This window comes from Pseudarthrobacter sp. LMD1-1-1.1 (genome assembly GCF_040676255.1).
Taxonomy (GTDB): domain Bacteria; phylum Actinomycetota; class Actinomycetes; order Actinomycetales; family Micrococcaceae; genus Arthrobacter.
This window is the reverse complement of the sequence record NZ_JBEGHP010000022.1, coordinates 418,871-438,308: the sequence shown is the minus strand read 5'-3', so window position 1 is coordinate 438,308 and position 19,438 is coordinate 418,871. Positions and strand designations below refer to the sequence as shown.

Annotated in this window: 16 protein-coding genes, 1 tRNA gene and 2 pseudogenes; 13 read left to right on the top strand and 6 right to left on the bottom strand. The window is 62.8% G+C overall.

Annotation, left to right across the window (positions count from 1 at the left end):
* Positions 1–124 precede the first annotated feature (124 nt).
* From gltB to pyk, 3 genes are all read left to right on the top strand, one after another.
* Positions 125–4,738, top strand: a complete 4,614-nt coding sequence (gene gltB / locus MRBLMD1_RS12540; RefSeq protein WP_324644833.1) for a glutamate synthase large subunit — start codon at positions 125–127, stop codon at positions 4,736–4,738.
* Positions 4,731–6,188: a glutamate synthase subunit beta gene (locus MRBLMD1_RS12535; protein WP_364400053.1), complete on the top strand. Its 1,458-nt coding sequence runs from the start codon at positions 4,731–4,733 to the stop codon at positions 6,186–6,188. Before gltB ends, MRBLMD1_RS12535 begins: the two co-directional genes overlap by 8 nt.
* 77 nt (positions 6,189–6,265) lie before the next feature.
* Positions 6,266–7,774: a pyruvate kinase gene (gene pyk / locus MRBLMD1_RS12530; RefSeq protein WP_159632127.1), complete on the top strand. Its 1,509-nt coding sequence runs from the start codon at positions 6,266–6,268 to the stop codon at positions 7,772–7,774.
* Positions 7,775–7,900: 126 nt separating this feature from the next.
* Here the strand turns inward: pyk and MRBLMD1_RS12525 are convergent, their stop codons facing one another.
* Positions 7,901–8,506 (bottom strand): ANTAR domain-containing response regulator, encoded by a 606-nt coding sequence (locus MRBLMD1_RS12525; RefSeq protein ID WP_009358190.1) that lies wholly within the window; start codon positions 8,504–8,506, stop codon positions 7,901–7,903.
* 202 nt (positions 8,507–8,708) lie between these two features.
* Between MRBLMD1_RS12525 and MRBLMD1_RS12520 the strand changes: the two genes are divergently transcribed.
* The 7 genes and pseudogenes from MRBLMD1_RS12520 (at position 8,709) to MRBLMD1_RS12490 (ending at position 13,252) form a co-directional block, all read left to right on the top strand.
* Positions 8,709–8,790, top strand: a tRNA-Leu gene (locus MRBLMD1_RS12520).
* Positions 8,791–8,877: 87 nt separating this feature from the next.
* Positions 8,878–10,011 (top strand): tyrosine-type recombinase/integrase, encoded by a 1,134-nt coding sequence (locus tag MRBLMD1_RS12515; RefSeq protein ID WP_364400050.1) that lies wholly within the window; start codon positions 8,878–8,880, stop codon positions 10,009–10,011.
* A gap of 105 nt (positions 10,012–10,116) precedes the next feature.
* Positions 10,117–10,389, top strand: coding sequence for a hypothetical protein (locus MRBLMD1_RS12510; protein WP_364400047.1), 273 nt, complete (start codon positions 10,117–10,119; stop codon positions 10,387–10,389).
* 237 nt (positions 10,390–10,626) lie between these two features.
* Positions 10,627–11,244, top strand: a complete 618-nt coding sequence (locus MRBLMD1_RS12505; protein ID WP_414703687.1) for an HNH endonuclease family protein — start codon at positions 10,627–10,629, stop codon at positions 11,242–11,244.
* Between the two features lie 106 nt (positions 11,245–11,350).
* Positions 11,351–12,196 (top strand): annotated as a pseudogene (locus MRBLMD1_RS12500) (type II secretion system F family protein).
* Positions 12,197–12,276: 80 nt separating this feature from the next.
* Positions 12,277–12,486 carry a hypothetical protein gene (locus tag MRBLMD1_RS12495; protein ID WP_364400044.1) on the top strand — a complete coding sequence of 70 codons (210 nt, stop codon included), beginning with the start codon at positions 12,277–12,279 and terminating at the stop codon, positions 12,484–12,486.
* 298 nt (positions 12,487–12,784) lie between these two features.
* On the top strand, positions 12,785–13,252 hold the full coding sequence (locus tag MRBLMD1_RS12490; RefSeq protein WP_364400041.1) for a hypothetical protein: 468 nt from the start codon (positions 12,785–12,787) through the stop codon (positions 13,250–13,252).
* Positions 13,253–13,983: 731 nt separating this feature from the next.
* On the opposite strand, the gene MRBLMD1_RS12485 is transcribed toward MRBLMD1_RS12490, so the two are convergent.
* From MRBLMD1_RS12485 to MRBLMD1_RS12470, 4 genes and pseudogenes are all read right to left on the bottom strand, one after another.
* Entirely contained in the window at positions 13,984–14,358 is a 375-nt protein-coding gene (locus MRBLMD1_RS12485; protein WP_364400460.1) for a hypothetical protein, read from the bottom strand.
* 140 nt (positions 14,359–14,498) lie between these two features.
* A pseudogene (locus MRBLMD1_RS12480) lies at positions 14,499–14,732 on the bottom strand (hypothetical protein); the annotation flags it as partial.
* Between the two features lie 108 nt (positions 14,733–14,840).
* Positions 14,841–14,981, bottom strand: coding sequence for a hypothetical protein (locus MRBLMD1_RS12475; protein WP_364400038.1), 141 nt, complete (start codon positions 14,979–14,981; stop codon positions 14,841–14,843).
* A 13-nt stretch (positions 14,982–14,994) separates the two neighbouring features.
* Positions 14,995–15,339 carry a winged helix-turn-helix domain-containing protein gene (locus MRBLMD1_RS12470; RefSeq protein WP_364400429.1) on the bottom strand — a complete coding sequence of 115 codons (345 nt, stop codon included), beginning with the start codon at positions 15,337–15,339 and terminating at the stop codon, positions 14,995–14,997.
* 204 nt (positions 15,340–15,543) lie between these two features.
* Here MRBLMD1_RS12470 and MRBLMD1_RS12465 point away from each other — a divergent pair, with 204 nt between their 5' ends.
* Positions 15,544–16,041 (top strand): hypothetical protein, encoded by a 498-nt coding sequence (locus MRBLMD1_RS12465; protein ID WP_364400035.1) that lies wholly within the window; start codon positions 15,544–15,546, stop codon positions 16,039–16,041.
* 35 nt (positions 16,042–16,076) lie between these two features.
* On the opposite strand, the gene MRBLMD1_RS12460 is transcribed toward MRBLMD1_RS12465, so the two are convergent.
* Complete coding sequence (locus tag MRBLMD1_RS12460; protein WP_364400032.1) at positions 16,077–16,400, bottom strand: ArsR/SmtB family transcription factor; 324 nt, start codon at positions 16,398–16,400, stop codon at positions 16,077–16,079.
* Positions 16,401–16,582: 182 nt separating this feature from the next.
* Between MRBLMD1_RS12460 and MRBLMD1_RS12455 the strand changes: the two genes are divergently transcribed.
* Both MRBLMD1_RS12455 and MRBLMD1_RS12450 read left to right on the top strand, forming a co-directional pair.
* A complete protein-coding gene (locus MRBLMD1_RS12455) occupies positions 16,583–17,482 on the top strand; it encodes a hypothetical protein (RefSeq protein WP_364400029.1) in 900 nt (299 codons plus the stop codon).
* 746 nt (positions 17,483–18,228) lie between these two features.
* A complete protein-coding gene (locus MRBLMD1_RS12450; protein ID WP_364400026.1) occupies positions 18,229–19,353 on the top strand; it encodes a C40 family peptidase in 1,125 nt (374 codons plus the stop codon).
* Positions 19,354–19,438 lie beyond the last annotated feature (85 nt).

The following is a 19,438-nucleotide window of genomic DNA, read 5'->3' as shown; positions in this document are numbered from 1 at the left end:
CAGCAGGCTGCGCTGACCTACAATTTCCAGTAATCAACACTTTGTTGTGCCCTTGCAACGGCGCCGACGAGTGGGGCCAACGGTGTCCCTTCCATACGCACGATCAGGAGGAAGGACGTCTCCCATGACCCAAACTCTTAACACTCCCAGCTGGTCCGAACCGGATCAGCCCGGGGCTGCACTGTCGCCGTTCAAGCGCTTCGCCGCCATGCCGGAGGCCGCCGGGCTGTACAACCCGGAACAGGAAAAGGACGCGTGCGGCCTCGCCATCATCGCCACCCTTCGCGGCGAACCCGGGTACGACATCGTCGATGCCGCCCTCACCGCGCTGCGCAACCTTGAGCACCGCGGTGCCGTGGGCGCCGACGAGGGAACCGGCGACGGCGCGGGCCTGCTCATGCAGATCCCCGACGAGTTCTTCCGGGCCGTCACCGAATTCGAGCTGCCGGCACCCGGCCAGTACGTTGCCGGTACCGCGTTCCTTCCGGCCGAGCAGCGGGAGGCCGACGCCGCCAAGGCAGGCATCGAGGGACTGGCCGCCGACGAGGGCCTGAAGGTCCTCGGCTGGCGTGAGGTGCCGGTTGTCGCCGACCTCGTGGGCGCCATGGCCCGTGCCTGCATGCCTTACTTCTCCCAGCCGTTCCTGGCATCCGCCAACGGTGAGGAACTGGACCGCAACGAACTGGACTCCCGCGCCTGGCGCATCCGCAAGCGCGCCCAGAACAAGTTCGGCGTGTACTTCCCGTCGCTGTCCTCGCGCACCATCGTCTACAAGGGCATGCTCACCACCGCCCAGCTGGAGCCGTTCTACCCGGACCTGTCGGACAAGCGCTTCAAGACCAAGCTCGCGATCGTCCACTCACGCTTCTCCACCAACACCTTCCCGTCCTGGCCGCTCGCGCAGCCGTTCCGGACCATCGCCCACAACGGTGAAATCAACACCGTCAAGGGCAACCGGAACTGGATGCGCGCCCGGCAGTCCCAGCTTGCCAACCCGCTGCTGGGTGACTCGCCGGAAGAGCTGTACCCCATCTGCACCCCCGGCGCCTCCGACTCCGCCTCCTTTGACGAGGTAGCGGAACTGCTGTGGCTGTCCGGCCGCCCCATCACGCACTCGATCATGATGATGATCCCTGAGGCCTGGGAAAACCACGCCACCATGGATCCGGCCCGCCGCGCCTTCTACGAGTACCACTCGCTGCTGATGGAACCCTGGGACGGCCCCGCCGCTGTTTCCTTCACCGACGGCAACCTGGTGGGCGCCACCCTGGACCGCAACGGACTGCGTCCCGGCCGCTTCTGGATCACTGAGGACGGTCTGATCGTCTTCGCCTCCGAGGTGGGCGTGATCGACGTCGAACCCTCCAAGGTGGTCAAGAAGGGCCGTGTGTCCCCGGGCAAGATGTTCCTGGTGGACACCGAGGCCGGCCGCATCATTGACGACGAAGAGGTCAAGGCCGAAGTGGCCGCGGCCAACCCGTGGGCCGAGTGGGTCAAGGACAACCTGATCGACCTCAACGACCTGCCCGAGCGCGAGCACGTGGTGCACACCGCCGCGTCCGTAAACATCCGCCAGCGCACCTTCGGCTACACCACCGAGGAACTGAAGATCCTGCTGGGCCCCATGGCCCGCACCGGCGCCGAGCCCCTGGGTGCCATGGGTTCCGATACCCCGGTGGCCGTGCTGTCGAAGCGCCCGCGCCTGCTCTTCGACTACTTCGTGCAGTCCTTCGCGCAGGTCACCAACCCGCCGCTGGATGCCATCCGTGAAGAACTGGTCACGTCGCTGACCTGCGCCATCGGACCCAACGGCAACCTCCTGGACACCAAGCAGGTCCGCCAGCCGCAGGTCCAGCTGCCCTTCCCGGTGATCAATAACGACCAGCTCGCCAAGATCGCCAACATCGAGGACGCCGACGGCAACCGCGTGGCCATGAAGGTCCGCGGCCTGTACCGCCCCGAAGGCGGCGAGAATGCGCTCCGCGCCCGGCTCACCGAAATCTGCGAGCAGGTCTCTGGTGCGATCAACCGCGGTGTCCAGTACATCGTGCTGTCCGACCGTGACTCCAACGCCCAGTGGGCGCCCATCCCGTCGCTGCTGCTGGTCAGCGCCGTGCACCACCACCTGCTGCGCAGCGCCAACCGCACCAAGACCGCCCTGGTGGTCGAGGCCGGCGACGTCCGCGAGACGCACCACGTGGCCGTCCTGATCGGCTACGGCGCCTCCGCCGTCAACCCGTACCTGGCCATGGAATCCGTGGAGCAGCTCATCGCGGCCGGCGACGTCACCGGGGTGACCCCGCAGGACGGCGTCTACAACCTCATCAAGGGCCTGGGCAAGGGCGTCCTGAAGATCATGTCCAAGATGGGCATCTCCACGGTGGCCTCCTACACCGGCGCCCAGACCTTCGAGGCGCTGGGCCTGGGCCAGGAACTGGTGGACGAATTCTTCGCCGGCACGCACTCCCAGCTGGGCGGCGTGGGCCTGGACGTCATCGCTGCCGAGGTCTCCGCCCGCCACCAGATGGCCTACCCGGAGGGCGGCATCGAACAGCCGCACCGTCCGCTCCTGGGCGGCGGCGAGTACCAGTGGCGCCGCGACGGCGAGCCGCACCTGTTCAACCCGGAGACCGTCTTCCGGTTGCAGCACGCCACGCGTGAGCGCCGCTACGACATCTTCAAGGCGTACACCAGGGGAGTGGACGACCAGTCCACCAACCTCATGACCCTCCGCGGCCTGCTCAAGTTCAAGAATGAGCGCCCGTCCGTTCCCCTTGAGGAAGTGGAGCCCGTCTCCAGCATCGTCAAGCGGTTCTCCACCGGTGCGATGAGCTACGGCTCCATCTCCCAGGAGGCCCACGAGACGCTGGCCATCGCCATGAACCAGCTGGGCGGCAAGTCCAACACCGGTGAGGGCGGCGAGGACGTGGACCGCCTGCTCGACCCGAAGCGGCGCTCTGCCGTCAAGCAGATCGCGTCCGGCCGTTTCGGCGTGACCAGCCTCTACCTGACCAACGCCGACGACATCCAGATCAAGATGGCGCAGGGTGCCAAGCCCGGCGAAGGCGGCCAGCTGATGGCGCAGAAGGTCTACCCGTGGGTTGCCCGCACGCGGCACTCAACCCCCGGCGTCGGGCTGATCTCCCCGCCCCCGCACCACGACATCTACTCGATCGAGGACCTGGCGCAGCTCATCTACGATGCCAAGCGTGCCAACCCCTCGGCCCGTGTGCACGTAAAGCTCGTCTCCGAAGTGGGGATCGGCACCGTGGCGTCCGGCGTGACCAAGGCGAAGGCCGACGTCGTCCTTGTTTCCGGACACGACGGCGGCACCGGCGCCTCGCCGCTGAACTCGCTCAAGCACGCCGGTGTTCCCTGGGAACTTGGCCTGGCCGAGACCCAGCAGACGCTCATGCTCAACGGCCTGCGCGACCGCGTGGTGGTGCAGGTGGACGGCCAGCTCAAGACCGGCCGCGACGTTGTCATCGCTGCCCTGCTGGGCGGCGAGGAGTTCGGTTTCGCCACCGCGCCGCTCGTGGTGGAAGGCTGCATCATGATGCGCGTCTGCCACCTGGACACCTGCCCCGTGGGCGTCGCCACGCAGAACCCCGAGCTGCGGGCCCGCTTCAGCGGCAAGCCGGAATTCGTGGTCAACTTCTTCGAGTTCCTCGCCGAGGAAGTCCGCGAAATCCTCGCTGAGCTTGGCTTCCGGAGCCTCGAGGAGGCCATCGGCCATGCCGAGGTCCTGGACACCCGCGACGCGGTGGACCACTGGAAGGCCGACGGCCTGGACCTGGACCCGATCCTGCACGGCCTGGAGTTCGACGACGACGCGCCGCTGCGGAACATGACCGGGCAGAACCACGAGCTGGACAAGCACTTTGACCAGCGCCTGATCACCATGGCCACCGAGGCCCTGACCGACCGCAGCCCGGTGAAGATCACCGTGGACGTCATCAACACCGACCGTTCGGTGGGCACCATGCTGGGCCACGTCGTCACCAAGACCTTCGGTACCGATGTCCTGGCCACGGACACCATCGACGTCACGCTGAACGGCACTGCGGGCCAGTCCCTGGGCGCTTTCCTGCCCGCGGGCATCACGCTGCGGCTGTACGGCGACTCGAACGACTACGTGGGCAAGGGCCTGTCCGGCGGCCGGATCATCGTCCGTCCGGACCGCACCAACGTGTTCAAGGCGGAGACCAACGTCATTGCCGGCAACGTGATCGGCTACGGCGCCACCAGCGGTGAGATGTTCCTGCGCGGCCAGGTGGGCGAACGCTTCCTGGTGCGCAACTCCGGTGCCACCGCCGTCGTCGAAGGCATTGGCGACCACGGCTGCGAGTACATGACCGGCGGCCAGACGCTGATCATCGGGCGCACCGGCCGCAACTTCGGCGCGGGCATGTCCGGCGGTACCGCCTACGTCCTGGACCTGCGGACCACCCGCGTCAACAAGCAGGCGCTGGAGTCCGGCGAACTGCAGCTGCGCGAGCTGGACTCCGAGGACCGCGACATCGTCCACGGCCTGTTGGTCAAGCACGTGGAAGAAACTGACTCCCAGCTGGCGGCACGCCTCCTCGAGAACTTCGATGACACCGCCGCCCGCATCACCAAGGTGCTGCCGCGCGACTACGCGGCCGTGCTGCAAACCCGTCTCGACGCCATCGAAGAGGGCCTTGACCCCGACGGCGAAGAAGTATGGTCTCGAATCCTGGAGGTTACCGGTGGCTGATCCACGCGGATTTCTGAAAGTACGCCAGCGTGAAACCCAGCCACGCCGCCCCGTTCCCGTCCGCATCATGGACTGGAAAGAGGTCTACGAGGCGCAGGAAAAGGGGACGCTGAAAGCCCAGGCCGGACGCTGCATGGACTGTGGTGTTCCCTTCTGCCACCAGGGCTGCCCGCTGGGCAACCTCATCCCCGAGTGGAACGACCTCATGTGGCGGGACAAGGGCGATGAGGCAATCGAGCGCCTGCACGCCACGAACAACTTCCCCGAGTTCACCGGCCGGCTCTGCCCGGCGCCCTGCGAGGCGTCCTGCGTGCTGGGGATCAACCAGCCCGCCGTGACCATCAAGCAGGTGGAAGTGTCGATCATCGACGAGGCCTGGGACAACGGGTGGGTCAACCCGCTGCCGCCGGCCCGCCTCACCGGCAAGACTGTTGCGGTGGTCGGCTCCGGCCCCGCCGGCCTGGCCGTCGCCCAGCAGCTCACCCGGGTGGGCCACACCGTTGCCGTCTACGAGCGGGACGACAAGATCGGCGGCCTCCTGCGGTACGGCATCCCCGACTTCAAGATGGAAAAAGAGCAGGTGGACCGCCGCATCGAGCAGATGAAGGCGGAAGGCACCCGGTTCCGGACCGGCGTGTCCGTGGGCACCGACGTCACCTGGGAGCAGCTGCGCAGGCGCTACGATGCCGTCGTGGTGTGCACGGGTGCCACCGTTCCGCGTGACCTGCCCATCCCGGGCCGCGACCTGGACGGCGTCCACTTCGCCATGGACTACCTGGTGCCCGCCAACCGCGCGGTGGCCGGGGAAACCATCGAGAACCAGATCAACGCTCACGGCAAGCACGTGGTGATCCTGGGCGGCGGCGATACCGGAGCCGACTGCTTGGGCACTGCGCACCGGCACGGCGCCGCATCCGTCACCACCCTGGCCATCGGCAAGCAGCCGCCGGCGGAGCGTGCCAGCCACCAGCCGTGGCCGACGTTTCCCACCCTCTTCGAGGTGGCCAGCGCACACGAGGAAGGCGGCGAACGCACCTACCTCGCCTCCACCGTCGAGTTCGTGGGCGAAAACGGCAAGCTCACCGGCGTGAAGGTGGCCGAGACCGAGTTCGTGGACGGCAAGCGGCTCCCCAAGGCCGGCACCGAGCGGATAATCCCCGCCGACCTGGTGTTCCTGTCCCTGGGCTTCACCGGCGCCGAACCTGCCGGCATCACCGAACAGGTGCACGCCGAATTCGACGGCCGCGGCAACGTGGCACGCGACGGCTACTACATGACCAACACCGAGGGTGTCTTCGTTGCCGGTGACGCCGGCCGCGGGCAGTCCCTGATTGTGTGGGCCATCGCCGAGGGCCGCGCCGCCGCCGCCGCGGTGGACAAGTACCTGATGGGAAGCACCATCCTTCCTGCACCCGTCGCGCCAACGGACCGCGCCATCGCTGTCCTCTGACCGCTGTCCCGGGGGATGCATCGAGGGTTCACCTCGCAGACAACTTAACCAATGCAAGAGACCAATAGGGTAGGTATATGAGACGCGCAAAAATTGTGGCTACGTTCGGCCCGGCAATTGCCAGCTACGAAAACACCCTCGCGGTGCTGGAGGCCGGCGTTGACGTCGCCCGCATGAACATGAGCCACGGTGACTACACCGTGCATGACAACACCTACGAGAACGTCCGCAAGGCCGCGTCCGACCTGAGCAAGGCAGTGGCCATCATGGCCGACCTGCAGGGTCCCAAGATCCGCCTGGGCCGCTTCGTTGACGGCCCGCACGCCCTCGCTGTTGGCGACATCTTCACCATCACCACCGAGGATGTTCCCGGCACCAAGGACATTTGCTCCACCACGCTGAAGAGCCTCACCGAGGACGTCAACGTGGGCGACGCCCTGCTGATCGACGACGGCAAGGTGGCGCTGCGCGCCATCGAGGTCGACGACGTCAAGGTGGTCGCCGAGGTGACCGTCGGCGGCATGGTGTCCAACAACAAGGGCATCAACCTCCCCGGCGTGGCAGTCAACGTCCCCGCACTGAGCGAAAAAGACGAGGAAGACCTCCGCTGGGCCATCCGCCGCGGGGTTGACCTGGTGGCGCTCTCGTTCGTCCGGGATGCCTCGGACATCACCCGCGTGCACGAGATCATGGACGAGGAAGGCCGCCGCGTGCCGGTCATCGCCAAGATCGAAAAGCCGCAGGCCGTGGAGCAGCTGCCCGAGATCATCGACGCGTTCGACGCCATCATGGTGGCTCGTGGCGACCTTGGCGTGGAACTGCCGCTGGAGGAAGTGCCGATCGTCCAGAAGCGCGCCGTTGAGCTGGCACGCCGCTGGGCCAAGCCGGTCATCGTGGCCACCCAGGTCCTGGAATCCATGATCGACAACCCGCGCCCCACCCGTGCAGAGGCGTCCGACTGCGCCAACGCCGTGCTGGACGGTGCTGACGCCGTCATGCTGTCCGGTGAGACCAGCGTGGGCAAGTACCCGATCGAGACGGTCAAGACCATGGCCCGGATCATCGAGTCCACCGAAGTGCATGGCCTGGAGCGCGTTCCCCCGCTGGGGACCAAGCCCAAGACCCGTGGTGGCGCCATCACGCGTGCCGCCGTCGAAATCGCCGACCAGCTGGATGCGAAGTACATCTGTACCTTCACCCAGTCCGGCGACTCCGCCCGGCGCCTCTCCCGCCTGCGGCCCATCAAGGCCGTGTTTGCCTTCACCCCGGTGGAGCACGTGTGGAACCAGCTTGCACTGACCTGGGGCATCCAGCCGGTGCTGGTCCCCATGGTGGGCCACACCGATGAGATGACGTCCCAGGTTGACCGCAGCCTGCTGGAAATGGACCTGGTGGACGACGGCGACCTGGTGGTCATTGCCGCCGGTTCACCTCCCGGAAAAGCCGGCTCCACGAACATGCTGAAGGTCCACAAGGTGGGCGACCTCGCCGATGCCGGCAGCCAGGGCGGCGAGCCCGGCAGCAACCGCGAGAAGCTCGGCCCCTGGCCGGAAAAGAAGAAGAAGAACCAGGCCGCCCAGGCCTAGGCTTCACCGAAAAGGACCCCTGCCGGTTGGCAGGGGTCCTTTTTCGTTGTGGTGGTTGGCTGGTTCAGTGACCTGCCTGTGCGAGGCTGGCCCGCCGTCGTGCGTTTCCGCGGGCCAGCCGAAGCGCTAGTTGACCTGGTTGATGATGGTTTCGGCGACCTCACGCATGCTGAGGCGGCGGTCCATGGAGGTCTTCTGGATCCAGCGGAAGGCTTCCGGTTCCGTCAGGCCCATCTTGGTGGTCAGCAGGCTTTTGGCGCGCTCGACGAGCTTGCGGGTGGCGAACTGCTCCTGGAGGTCGGACACTTCACTTTCGAGGGCCTTGATTTCCTCGTGGCGGGAGAGTGCGATCTCCAGGGCCGGGATGAGGTCAGCAGGCGTGAACGGCTTGACCACGTAGGCCATGGCGCCGGCGTCGCGGGCACGCTCCACCAGTTCCTTCTGGCTGAAGGCGGTCAGCAGCACCACGGGGGCGATGCGGGCCTTGACGATCTTCTCGGCCGCGGAAATGCCGTCCATGACGGGCATCTTCACGTCCATCAGGACCAGGTCCGGCTTCAGTTCCTCGGCGAGCTGGACGGCCTTCTCGCCGTTGTCCGCCTCACCCACAACGTCGTAGCCTTCACCGCGCAGGATCTCGATGATGTCGAGGCGGATGAGGGTTTCATCCTCTGCCACAATGACGCGGCGCGCCGGCTGGGACGTGGGCTTGGACTCCGTCTGTTCAGTCACGGGATCTCCTTGAAAAGGTACGGCGGGACATCACTATCTTAGGTGCCACCGCGGCTGTACTTGGCTTGCAGGGGTTCGTTTGCGGCGACGGCGGCGCGATTCTGGAATTCAGCCTATCTGCATGTAGAGTAATTCCGCGTACGTGAAGCGATCGCGTTGCTCACAGTCAGCTGTGGGCGTACTTCGACTCCACGTAATCCGCGCCCGAGTGGCGGAATTGGCAGACGCGCCGCACTCAAAATGCGGTATCGAAAGGTGTGTGGGTTCGAGTCCCACCTCGGGCACAGTGTTTCTGCAGGTCAAAGGCCTGTTCAAGGATTGTGCGTGTACAAAATCCGCCAAAGTGTGTACACGAGCGTACCGTTTTGTGTGTGGCCAGCATCAGCACTCGCACCAAAAAGGACGGTTCGAAGTCCTACATGGTTCGCTGGCGGGATAAGAAGACGAAGACCGCCCAAGGCCTTACAGTAGCCACTCTTCCCGAGGCGGAAACCCTCAAGCGGCTCTTGGACGCCAACGGGCAGTCCTTCGAGATTGCTCAGCATGCCATCCTTACCAATGAGAAACGTCCGCCCACTGTGTCGGAAGTCATCCAGGAACACATCGACCTGCTGGTCCGCCCATCGAGCGGAACGGTCAAGACGTACCAGACGATGCTGGACCTCCACATCCGGCCAGTCATCGGTCACGTTCCTGTGGACAAGGTCGACTATCGCGTCATTGCCCATTGGGTGAAGTCCATGATGGCCAAGGGCAAGGCACCAAAGACGATCCACAACATTCATGGCCTGATTTCGGCTTCGATGAACACGGCCGAGATGCTCGGCTACATCACTCGTAATCCCTGCCGGGGCGTGCAGCTGCCGAATATTGAAAAGGCTGAGGACGAGGCGATGTTCCTGACCCATGCCGAGTACAGGCTCATCATGGAGGGGATGGGAGAGTGGTTCGAGGCCTTCACGGACTTCCTGGTCATGACTGGCGCCCGCTTTGGAGAGGCCACCGCATTGACTGTGGCGGACGTGGACTTGCTGTCCAAACCGCCTACTGCACGGATCAACAAGGCGTGGAAGCGGGATGGGCAGAACCAGTTTTACGTTGGCCCGACCAAGACCGGGGCTGGTAAGAGGACCATCGGGCTGAACCCTGCGCTGGTGGAGCTGCTGATCCCGCTGGTGGCGAGCAGGCCCGGAAAGGAACTTGTGTTCACGACGCCCAAGGGCGGGCGTATTTTCCACAAGCTCTACTGGGCCGACTACTGGGTCCCGGCAGTTCGCACGGCGCAGGCGGTCGGACTGACCAAGAACCCTCGGATCCACGACCTTCGCCACACGCACGCGTCCTGGCTTATCCAGGACGGAGTGCCCCTGTTTACCATCTCGCGCCGGCTGGGGCACGCCTCCACGAAGACTACTGAGCAGGTTTACGGGCACCTTATGCCCGAAGCATTGCAAGTGGGTGCTGACGCCACTGAACGCTCGGTGACGGCCTTCCAGCGGCTGTAGCGGGCCTCCGGGGAATCGGCGCCGGGGACTACGGAATTCGGTCATGTTGGCGAGTCCTGCCGGGTGCATGAACTGGGAAACGTGCACCGATTCCTGGGAGACGCTGTGGATATCGAATTTTTTGAGCCTGCCGAAGCCGCAGCGCTGATGCGCTGCACGGAGTCTTGGCTGCGTGACGGCGCGACCAGCGGAAGGTTCCCTCACGCCTGCTGGGGCAAAGGAAAAATCATCTTCACGTCAGAGCACATCCGGGAAATTGCCAAGCTGAGTGAGATCCTTCCTGGCGCCACCGGATCCCAGCAATCACCGGAACAACACCTGACAAAGCAGCGGCTCATCGGGACTCGGTCGAAGGTCAGACTGGCCACGGTGAACTGAGATGAGCCGACAGGCGCCGTGTCGTTCGGTTCCCACAATTGCTCCGGTGTGGCGGGCACGACACGTACTCTTGCCGCCTCCACGCGGTAGCCGAAGTTAGCGTGGAATAACTCCTCGCCATACAGAAGGGCCGTTCAAATTATTCGCTCCATAGCCCCAGCCCTGACCGCCTCCGCGGCGCTCTTGCTGGTTGGCCCGCTTGCTGGCTGTGACGCAGCCGCCCATGCCATAGAGGGCATGGGATCTGCTCCGAGCAACTCTGCCGATCAGCCGACGGGAGCTGGCACTGCCAGCGAAGCAGCCAAGGCTCGCGACCAGCTCGGGAGCATCCCGGTTAAGGGCCGCGCCCCGAAGACTGGCTATACCCGCGACGAGTTCGGACCCGCCTGGGCCGATACCGATCATAACGGCTGCGACACCCGCAACGACATCCTCGCCCGCGACCTGACCGGGGAGACGTTCAAGCCTGCCACCAACAACTGCGTCGTCGCGTCAGGCACTCTGGCGGACAAGTACACCGGGACCACTATCCAATTCGTCCGGGGGCAGGACACCAGCTCGGACATCCAGATCGACCACATCGTTCCACTCAGCGACGCGTGGCAGAAAGGCGCCCAGCAGCTGAGCGCGGACCAGCGCAAAGAACTCGCGAATGACCCGCTGAACCTCATGGCAGCGGACGGCCCCACCAACAGCGCCAAAGGCGACAAGGACGCGGCCACTTGGCTTCCCTCGAACAAAGCCTTCCGATGCGAATACGTGGAGCGGCAAACTGACGTCAAGGCCAAGTACGCGCTTTGGGTCACCCAACCCGAGCATGAAGCCATTGTCGGCGTCCTGAAGAACTGCCAGTAGCCAACTGAGCCACGATGCGACCGCCGCAGCCCCGGGCGAACGCGATGCCTGCTGCCGAGAAATTTTCGAAGGCAGGGTACGACGTTCCGGCACTGCTGGATCCGCGATGATCACGACGCTGGCCGGAACAGCGGGGGGCGTTGGCTTCTTCCTCATCTGGTGGTCCTGCTCGGACAAGCCTGCCCGCGGCAACCGGGAAGGTAAGCCCGGTCGCCTGGCTGACCTGCTCGCTGCCGCGGGCGTGGACAAGGTATCGCCCCGGGGCTTGGCCGGTACGTGCCTGGGATTTGGTATTTTCGTGGCACTCGTCTTCTGTGCCCTCAGCCGGTCCTGGCCGATGGCCGGTTGCATTTTGGAGACGGGCTGCCGATCACAATTCTCCGGTGGCGGGCCAAAAAGAGGACGGCCCTGCTGCGCCAACTCTGGCCCTGATGTTGGGACCACCTCCGGTCAGCGATCCGTGCAGGACTTCCAATGCCGGAGGCCCTTATCCAGCTCGGAGATAAAGGACCCGAGGAACTGCGGCCGCCGTTCCGCGAGTTTGGTGCTGACTACTGCGCAGGCGGCCAGTTTGACGGTCCTCTCAGCAAGCTGAAGCAGCGGCTCGCTGATCCGCTTGCCGACCGTATCATCGAGGCGCTCCGGTTGACGCGGGAAGTTGGGGGCTCGGACCTTGGGAAGCTCCTCGGCGCTCTGGCCGAATTCCTGCGCGAACGCGCGGACACGCTGTGAGCTTGAAGCCCGGCAGTCCTGGACAATCAACGCAAGCCGGCTTGCCGTCGCCACGCCCTGGATCGTCATGCTTCTTCTTGCAACCAGGCCTGCAGCAATCCGGGACAACACGCCTCAGGGGCGGGCGGTTCTGCTAGGCGTTTTGGTGGTCTGGGTGATCTGCTACACGGTCATGCTGAAGATCGGGGCCCTGCCGCAGGATGAAAGGGTGCTCCGATAACGATCATGTCCCTGATCTGCGGTGTGAGTCTTGGACTCGGTTTATGGCTTGTGATCTTCCGCTCACCGCCGATGCGCCCCATGACGTTTTCAGAGCGGATTGAGCCCCAGCTGAAATCACAGAACCTGGAATCGGGACTCCTGCGCACCGGTGATCAGAACGTGACACCGTTCTGCCCCCTCGAGCGCATCCTGCGTCCCGTCTTCCAGGAATGGCGGTCCGCCCTGGGCAAGTTCAACCACTCTCCAGGCGCAACGGGCCCGGGGGTTGGCACGGGCGGGCGTCAATAAATTCCAATCGACTTTCGCGCAGAGCAACTGCTATGGGCAGCGGGCGGATTCATCCTCTCGCTGATTATTATCCTTCTTGGAGCGGGAATTCTCTTGAATTCTTACGGAGACAGGGTCGGCAAACCCTTGGTCCTGGCACCGCAGGAATTTTTCGCGCGCACCGACCTTGCCTGTTGGTCCGGTTGATGGACGGAATCATTGTCGCGGTGGGGTGTGTTCAATAAACACTCAGCCGTGTCTTATTTCTGTTTGCGGTGCTACCACACGGTAGTATTCGACTAACTGCTGGGGAGGAAAAGTGGATACAACCGAACAACTTGCTGCTGCGTGGGATGCCGTTGAGAAAGCTGGCATTCCTGAGCATCTACACGAAGTTGCGTTCAAAGCGGCGCTTAGTATCCAGGGCGTTGTTCTGAGTCCTATGAATGCGGCGACGCCCGTCTCTACCGGACACCACCCCACCCCTGATGAGCGCCATGAGCCGGAAATGGCCGGAAGCGCCCCTGTTGTTCAAGAGTCCAGCAACGACTTCTTCAGTAGGTTTTCTCGCGAGACAGGCATAGATCTAGACGCACTCGAGGAAGTGTTCTATCTCCACGAGGGTCTGCCGGGGCTGAATGTTCCTGCGCGGAAGCTGGGCGCGTCACGGTCAGCCCAGACAAGGGCAGCAACTCTTGCTATGACAGCGGCGTACCACTTCGGTCTAGATGAAGCAGGCGATAGGGTTGCGGCCGTCCGAAAGGAGTGTGAGCAGCTTAGGTGCTAGGATCCTGACAATTTCACCCGCCACTTGGCTTCCACTAAAGGAGTCAATTTTGTGGGCCCTCCGAAGGCGAAGGTTTTGAAGACCAAGCCGGATACCATCAATGAACTAAAGGAATTAATCGCATCTATCCGGGGCGCCAATGACTAGCGAAGAGATTTGAAACTCGACGCAGGTGCGGGATTGGAGACCGGGGACTGCCTAGTGTCAAAAGAAGACATTGCCCTTTGGGCCCAGGTTGCGGCGGTGGTCGCCGCAGTCCTGGCCTCGATTCGATCGTCGGCAGCGATTCTCCCGGCCTCCTGCGTTCCATGGCCGAAATAAGCAGGGCAATAAGCCCGCTCCCGTAACACCTACGTCCACTTTCGTGCCCGCCTTTCACTGCTTTGGGATCGCTGATGATGGTCGAGTCGTTGAGCGTGAACCGGGACCTGCACAATGTCTTTGACAAGAGTAACGACAACTGCAATCCAACCGGCGGCTACCACGATCTCAAGATAGATAGTGCGGTCAAGATCACCGGCAACGGCGGCAGCGTCGTCGCTACAGGCCGCGATAAAAACGGAAAGCAGTCCGCTACACCCAAGAACTGTGTTGACGTGGGAGGTACCCAGCGTGTCTGCCGGGCAATATTCCCACACCATCAATTTCCGCCACCGTACGCCTGTCACCCTCACCGAGGCCGACTTGCGCTCCGGTTACGAGGGAAGCATCGGCGGCGGGAACTAGGCTCTTTAGTAAACGCTGGCTCTGGCCCAGATTCGTTCGTCGTACTGCCGGACGAGTACCATACACTTTGTTGCGCCAGCCTCTGCCGCTTCAAAAAATTCCTGGTGGCTCTCGCGGTATTGCGCAGGTAGTACACCGATCTCTTCGCCCTGATACATGAAGGAGACCAGGTTTTTGCCCTTGTACTTGCCAGAGACGGTTTCTTGCAGCACGATGCTGGCCCGTATCTCGCGTTGAGGCATGCCTGCGAGGACCCTCGTCAATTGATCCTGGTACTTGTCAAGCTGCTTAAAGGTGGCCTCGACCGGCGGCTTGTTAGCCGCGGCGACATGGTCGGCTGCAGGGCCGAGCTGGACAGCAAGATCGTAAACTGACGGCATCTGAACGTTCGTGATCTTGTCCCCGTGCGCCGTTTTCTGCGCACCAGCGAGCGCGTGAATTGTTGCCCGTTGCGTCCTGCAATATCGAGGAGTTGGGCGTAACGCTCAGCCTTGAAGGCGCTGAAGTAGCCGATCTGCCTCCCCATGCGCAGGACCATAATTGCGTTTTTGTCATGCGTGTTTCTTGGTTCCCGCCGCAGTTCTACCGTGAACTGCTGGCCAACCGGTACTCGTTGCGAGTTCTTGGAAAAGTACTCCCCAGCGACCACAACGACGTCGTTGTCGCCTTTGATGTGCAGAGTGCGATTTGAAGGGGCGAGGGTCGAAGACACCGCTTCGATGCCGGCCTTCAGCTGCTTGAACTTATTCCACATCCCCATGTCCATGTCCTCCCCAAAAGGTCCCCACTAGCAGTGGCCCAGATGCAAGAGCATATAAGAGCTGCAAGCTACAGAGCGGAAAGGCATCAGTTTTGCCCCCGCCTAGGCCATGAGGTCAGCAATGCGCAGGGTTTTAGTGGAAAGGATTTCCAAGCCAACCCGGATTTCGGCCCGGAAGACAATCTCATTTCGGCGAAATAGATCACGCGGTTCCAAGGCACCGGCGGAGCCGATCTCAGCCATGTAGGGGTACCACTTAAAAAACGATCTGACCTTTCTCAGCTGGTTTACTCCGACGTTCCTGGCATTCGCAGGAGTGGAACGGTGATTCCGACAAGTGCGCGTCCTCACGGTCTGGGTTCCTGAGGTCGGTCACAGGACATTGGAACCCTGCGGATAGCTCCTGAAGATGCTTCTCAATTAGGTCCACTTGGGCGCCGAACGTTCCTGCTAGCGGGGTGATCAGACCGGCGTCGATCAGCAGCATGATCTGTCGACGGACGGTCGACTGCGACAGTCCCAGGGCACGGGAGGCATGCTCGCAAGACGCTGGGCCATGCGCGATCAGGAAGCGAAGGAGTCGGCTTCGCGTCCGGTTCATCAAGATGTCCTCTACCAAGGAGACCACCACCGAATGACGTTGGGGGAGGGCTGGACCATCTGTAGACGGGTCTACAGGTGAACGATACGCTCATCCCCAAGGGGATGGAAGGGTCCGGCAAGCCTTCTTACAGGCGGCGTTCGGTAGAGGAATACACTGGGCACCAGGGCCGTCGTGAAGCGTTGGACAGGAGGGAGGCGGGTTTTGTCTTCTGATCAAGGGGCGTTCGGTGGGGGCTTGTCTCCGCAAGCAGAATTGGCGCGGCGTCTGAACCTTTTGCTTGATGTTGTGGTTGCCGAGCGAGGTCAGCCTGTCACGTTTCGTGAGGTTCAGCAGAAGCTGCAGAGCAGGGGAATCAAGCTTTCCAGGGCCCGTTGGTTCTACATGAAGGACGGCACGGGGAGGCTCGTCAGTGACCCGGCATTGCTTGGAGCTCTGTGTGAAATCTTCGATGTCGACCCTGGGTATCTGCAGGGTGGCGAGGCCGCTGACCTGCCCGAGCGCATTGATTCACAGCTTGAGTTTGTGAAGTCCCTGCGCGCAGCCCGTGTGAAGACCTTTGCGGCCAGGACTCTTGGTGATGTGTCTCCAGAGACGCTTCGTGCCATCACAGAGTATTTGAACAGGGACATCAGTCGGCGGCCGGAAGGTGAGCAGGCAGCGGCGGGTGCGTCGTCAGACGCAGGTGAAGCAGCCGAGTAGGTCGAATAGGCGCGATCCCCGTCGCAACGTTGCCACTACTTCTCGAGCAGGTAGCTCAGGTGCGCGTCGAGCAGTTCCTTTATTCGGACTGCGTTGGCAGAGTACCGGGGCGACCGTCCGTGGCGGCGCCCAGGTTCGACGTCGACTATCACCACGCCCGCGTCCTCCAGGGCCGTGAGGTGCTTAGCTACGCTCGGTTCGCCGGCGCTGACTGCGGCGACAATGTCGCCCCGTGTCGCCGGTCCGTTAGCCGTTAGGAATCGGAGAATTTCATTCCGGGACCGGTTACCGAATGTAGCGACGGCAGCCTCAACGGCGGCCGACCAGGCGGCGTCGTGTGGCTGGGTAATCCGCGGCATAGCCACATTCTTCCCGAAGGTTCCTGAAAACGTAAGAACGGCACCCTTGACGATACTATAAGTATCTTCGACAATAATTTCTGTAGCTTCTACTGATCGTTGCTGGATATGTGTATCCACGTCCGCGAGTGGCCTCTTCCGCGACTCTGCTAACTACTCGATCTGAACAAAGTGGTGAAGTCGTGGAAATCGACGCTAAGCCAAATCAAAACAGCTCCGAACCATCCAAGACCGTCACTGTCGACGTCTCGTTGCTGAACCCTCCTGCGGCAGGGGAGTGCAACATACCGCTCGACCAAATCATGAGCGCGGTGAACAGCGTGCAGGGTTACGTCGTGTCGCGCCTGGCACGGATTGGGCGTACCTGCGATGTGGACGACATTATTCAGGACATCCGGGTCGCGGTCTGGGACGGCGTGACAAAAGGGCGCTACCGGGAGTTGCCGGGAATTCCGTTCGAAGCTTGGGTCCAAGGCGTCTGCAACAAAATCTGCGCGGCACACGTCCGGCGCGAACTCAGCCATCAGACTTTGCCGCTGCTCATGGATTTCACGACGGCGGAATCCTCACCTGAAGTTCTTGCCGTCGTCGGCGCAGGGTTGGGTTTGGACAGCACTGAGAGGTACGTCGACCACGCGTGGGCGCAGGCCATGCTTGGCTTGGTGCAGAGAAACGTCAAGGAGGACACGTGGCAACTCGCTGTCTCTAGTCTGGTTGGGCCACGACATTACGGACCCCCATCGCCAACGGACAGACGACGCTGGCATGCCGTTACTGTCGTGCGGCAGACCGCTATGACGATCAGTGCTGCACTGGACTGCCACCCCGAGCCGGGGCTAAGCATGGAAGGTCTTTGCCGGTGCGCTGCCGATTGCCTTCCCACGGCTGTTCTGAGAAGAGTCGCTGAGACCATAGTTCGTCCAGGGCTGCGCGGCCTGCCCAGGTCCGTGCAGATGACCGCGCTAGCGACCGAGCTCGGTGTCACAGAGCGGTATGTCGCCGTGAATATCGGTTTCGCACGGCAGTTGTACCGGACGGCTTGGCGGGTGCTCCAGCACGAGACCAACAGGCAGCCCGCCTAAGCCATGGTTGGCTGGGGGACGGGAAGCCGGGGACTGCGCGCACTCCATGCGGTAGGCCGTCAGCGCTCATTCGTTGCCGGACTCTTCGTTCTCTTGCTGATAGGTGGCCTCGTTTATCTGTTCTGGCCGGGCCATGGGCCGGGTGCGGCGCCAGTCCCAAGTGCGGCACCACGCACGCCTGTAGCGCCGGCATCTTCCGGGACGCCCTCAGCAACGGCGCCCTCTGACGTCCCTGACGAAACCGATGCGGCCGCACTGGCCTCACGTGTTGATCTTCCTCCAACGCGCGACTTCCGCGCGCTCGCTGTAGAGGCAGCAAAGGGAATCTACACGTGGGACAGCCGTTCGTCGTCGTACTCGGATGTGTATGCACGGGTGCGCTCGTGGTGGGAGTTGCTTCCCGATGGATCCAACCCCTTATCGGTGTTGGTCAAAGAGTTCGAGGCCACTGGTGTGACTGCTGCTTCCTTTGCAAGTCTGGGACAGCAGTCGGCGCGCCGCAGCGGCACAGCGCAGTCTGTTCGCTGCGATCTTCAGTTAGCGAAAGTTCAGGAATTCCCACCGCCCTGGGTAGGCCTTCATGTGTGCACTGTAATCGTGCAAGTGGTCGATGAGACCAGCAGGGACCGAAACACCTATTCCGCACCTATAACGGTGATGCTGAACTGCCCGCCCGCTGTTACAGCTCCGACTGACCACTGCGCCATGGTTGCCTTCTATGCGACCGCAGAGCGAATCGTCTACTGATGGTCGGCTTTGTGGCCGTGGCAGGTCTGGTCAGGCGACGGGCACTGCTGAAGGTAATCACTGCAGCTGCGTCCGCCGTTGTGCTGCTCTCGCTGATGGCCTTCGTCGCGGGCGCGGCTCTATTTGCCGGTATGAGGGACGAGCCAACTGTCAATTGTGCTCCAGCTGATGCTACATCTATCAGCACTGGCATGGGGACAAACGGCGACATGGAGGTCCGCGACGGCAGCCAGGTGCTATACGAGTTGAACTCGCGACAGCAAAGCGTGGCCCGCGAGTACATCGGGGTCGGCAAACAGCTTGGCGTACCCCGTTCGGGACAGGTCATTGCCATCATGATGGCGATGCAGGAGTCGAGTTTGCGCGTGCTCGCTAACCCCACCGTGCCGGCTTCCATGGGCTTTCCGAATGACGGCGTTGGCAGCGACCATGACTCGATAGGCTCGGCCCAACAGCGTCCTGCTGCGGGGTGGGGGACTGTTGAGCAGCTTATGGACGCTTTCTACAACGCCCGCGCCTTCTACGGCGGCCCGCTGGGACCTAACCGAGGAAGTCCTCGAGGGCTGCTCGACATACCGGGATGGCAGGCAATGGACAAAGGCCTTGCTGCTCAAGCTGTCCAGGTATCTGCTTTTCCCGAGCTCTATGCGCGTTGGGAGCGGGCGGCGACAGCAGTCGTTGCTGCGCTGGAGACGGACACAAGGTCTACTTCTTGTCCATCTTCGGCGCCGCCGGCAGTGGGGCCTGGGAGATCGTGGGAAAAGTTGAGTCAACTCCGCCAGGACATATTGCGGTTCACCCAGGAGGGTTTAGGTGGACGGTATGTGTGGGGTGGCACTGCATTCAAGGCCTGGGACTGCTCCGGCTATGTGCAGTGGATCTACCGGCAGGCCGGTATCGAACTGCCCCGGGTAGAGCAGTGGCGTCTTGGGGTACGGGTCAACGACCCTAAACCGGGGGACTTGGTGGTCCAGAATCCGCAAGGACCGGACAATTGGGGGCACGTCGGCATTTACGCCGGCAACGGCATGATGTGGAGTGCTCTGAACCCTGCCGTCGGCACATTGCTACATCCCATTAGCTGGAACTCGGGTACCGCCTACTTCGACCTGCTTCCGCGCTGAGGGCTCACGTGGCCACAGGTGGGGCGCCTGGGCCAGAGGCGTGTCAGCGCAGGAAGATCCTGGTGGGAGACAAACCTCAGCGGTG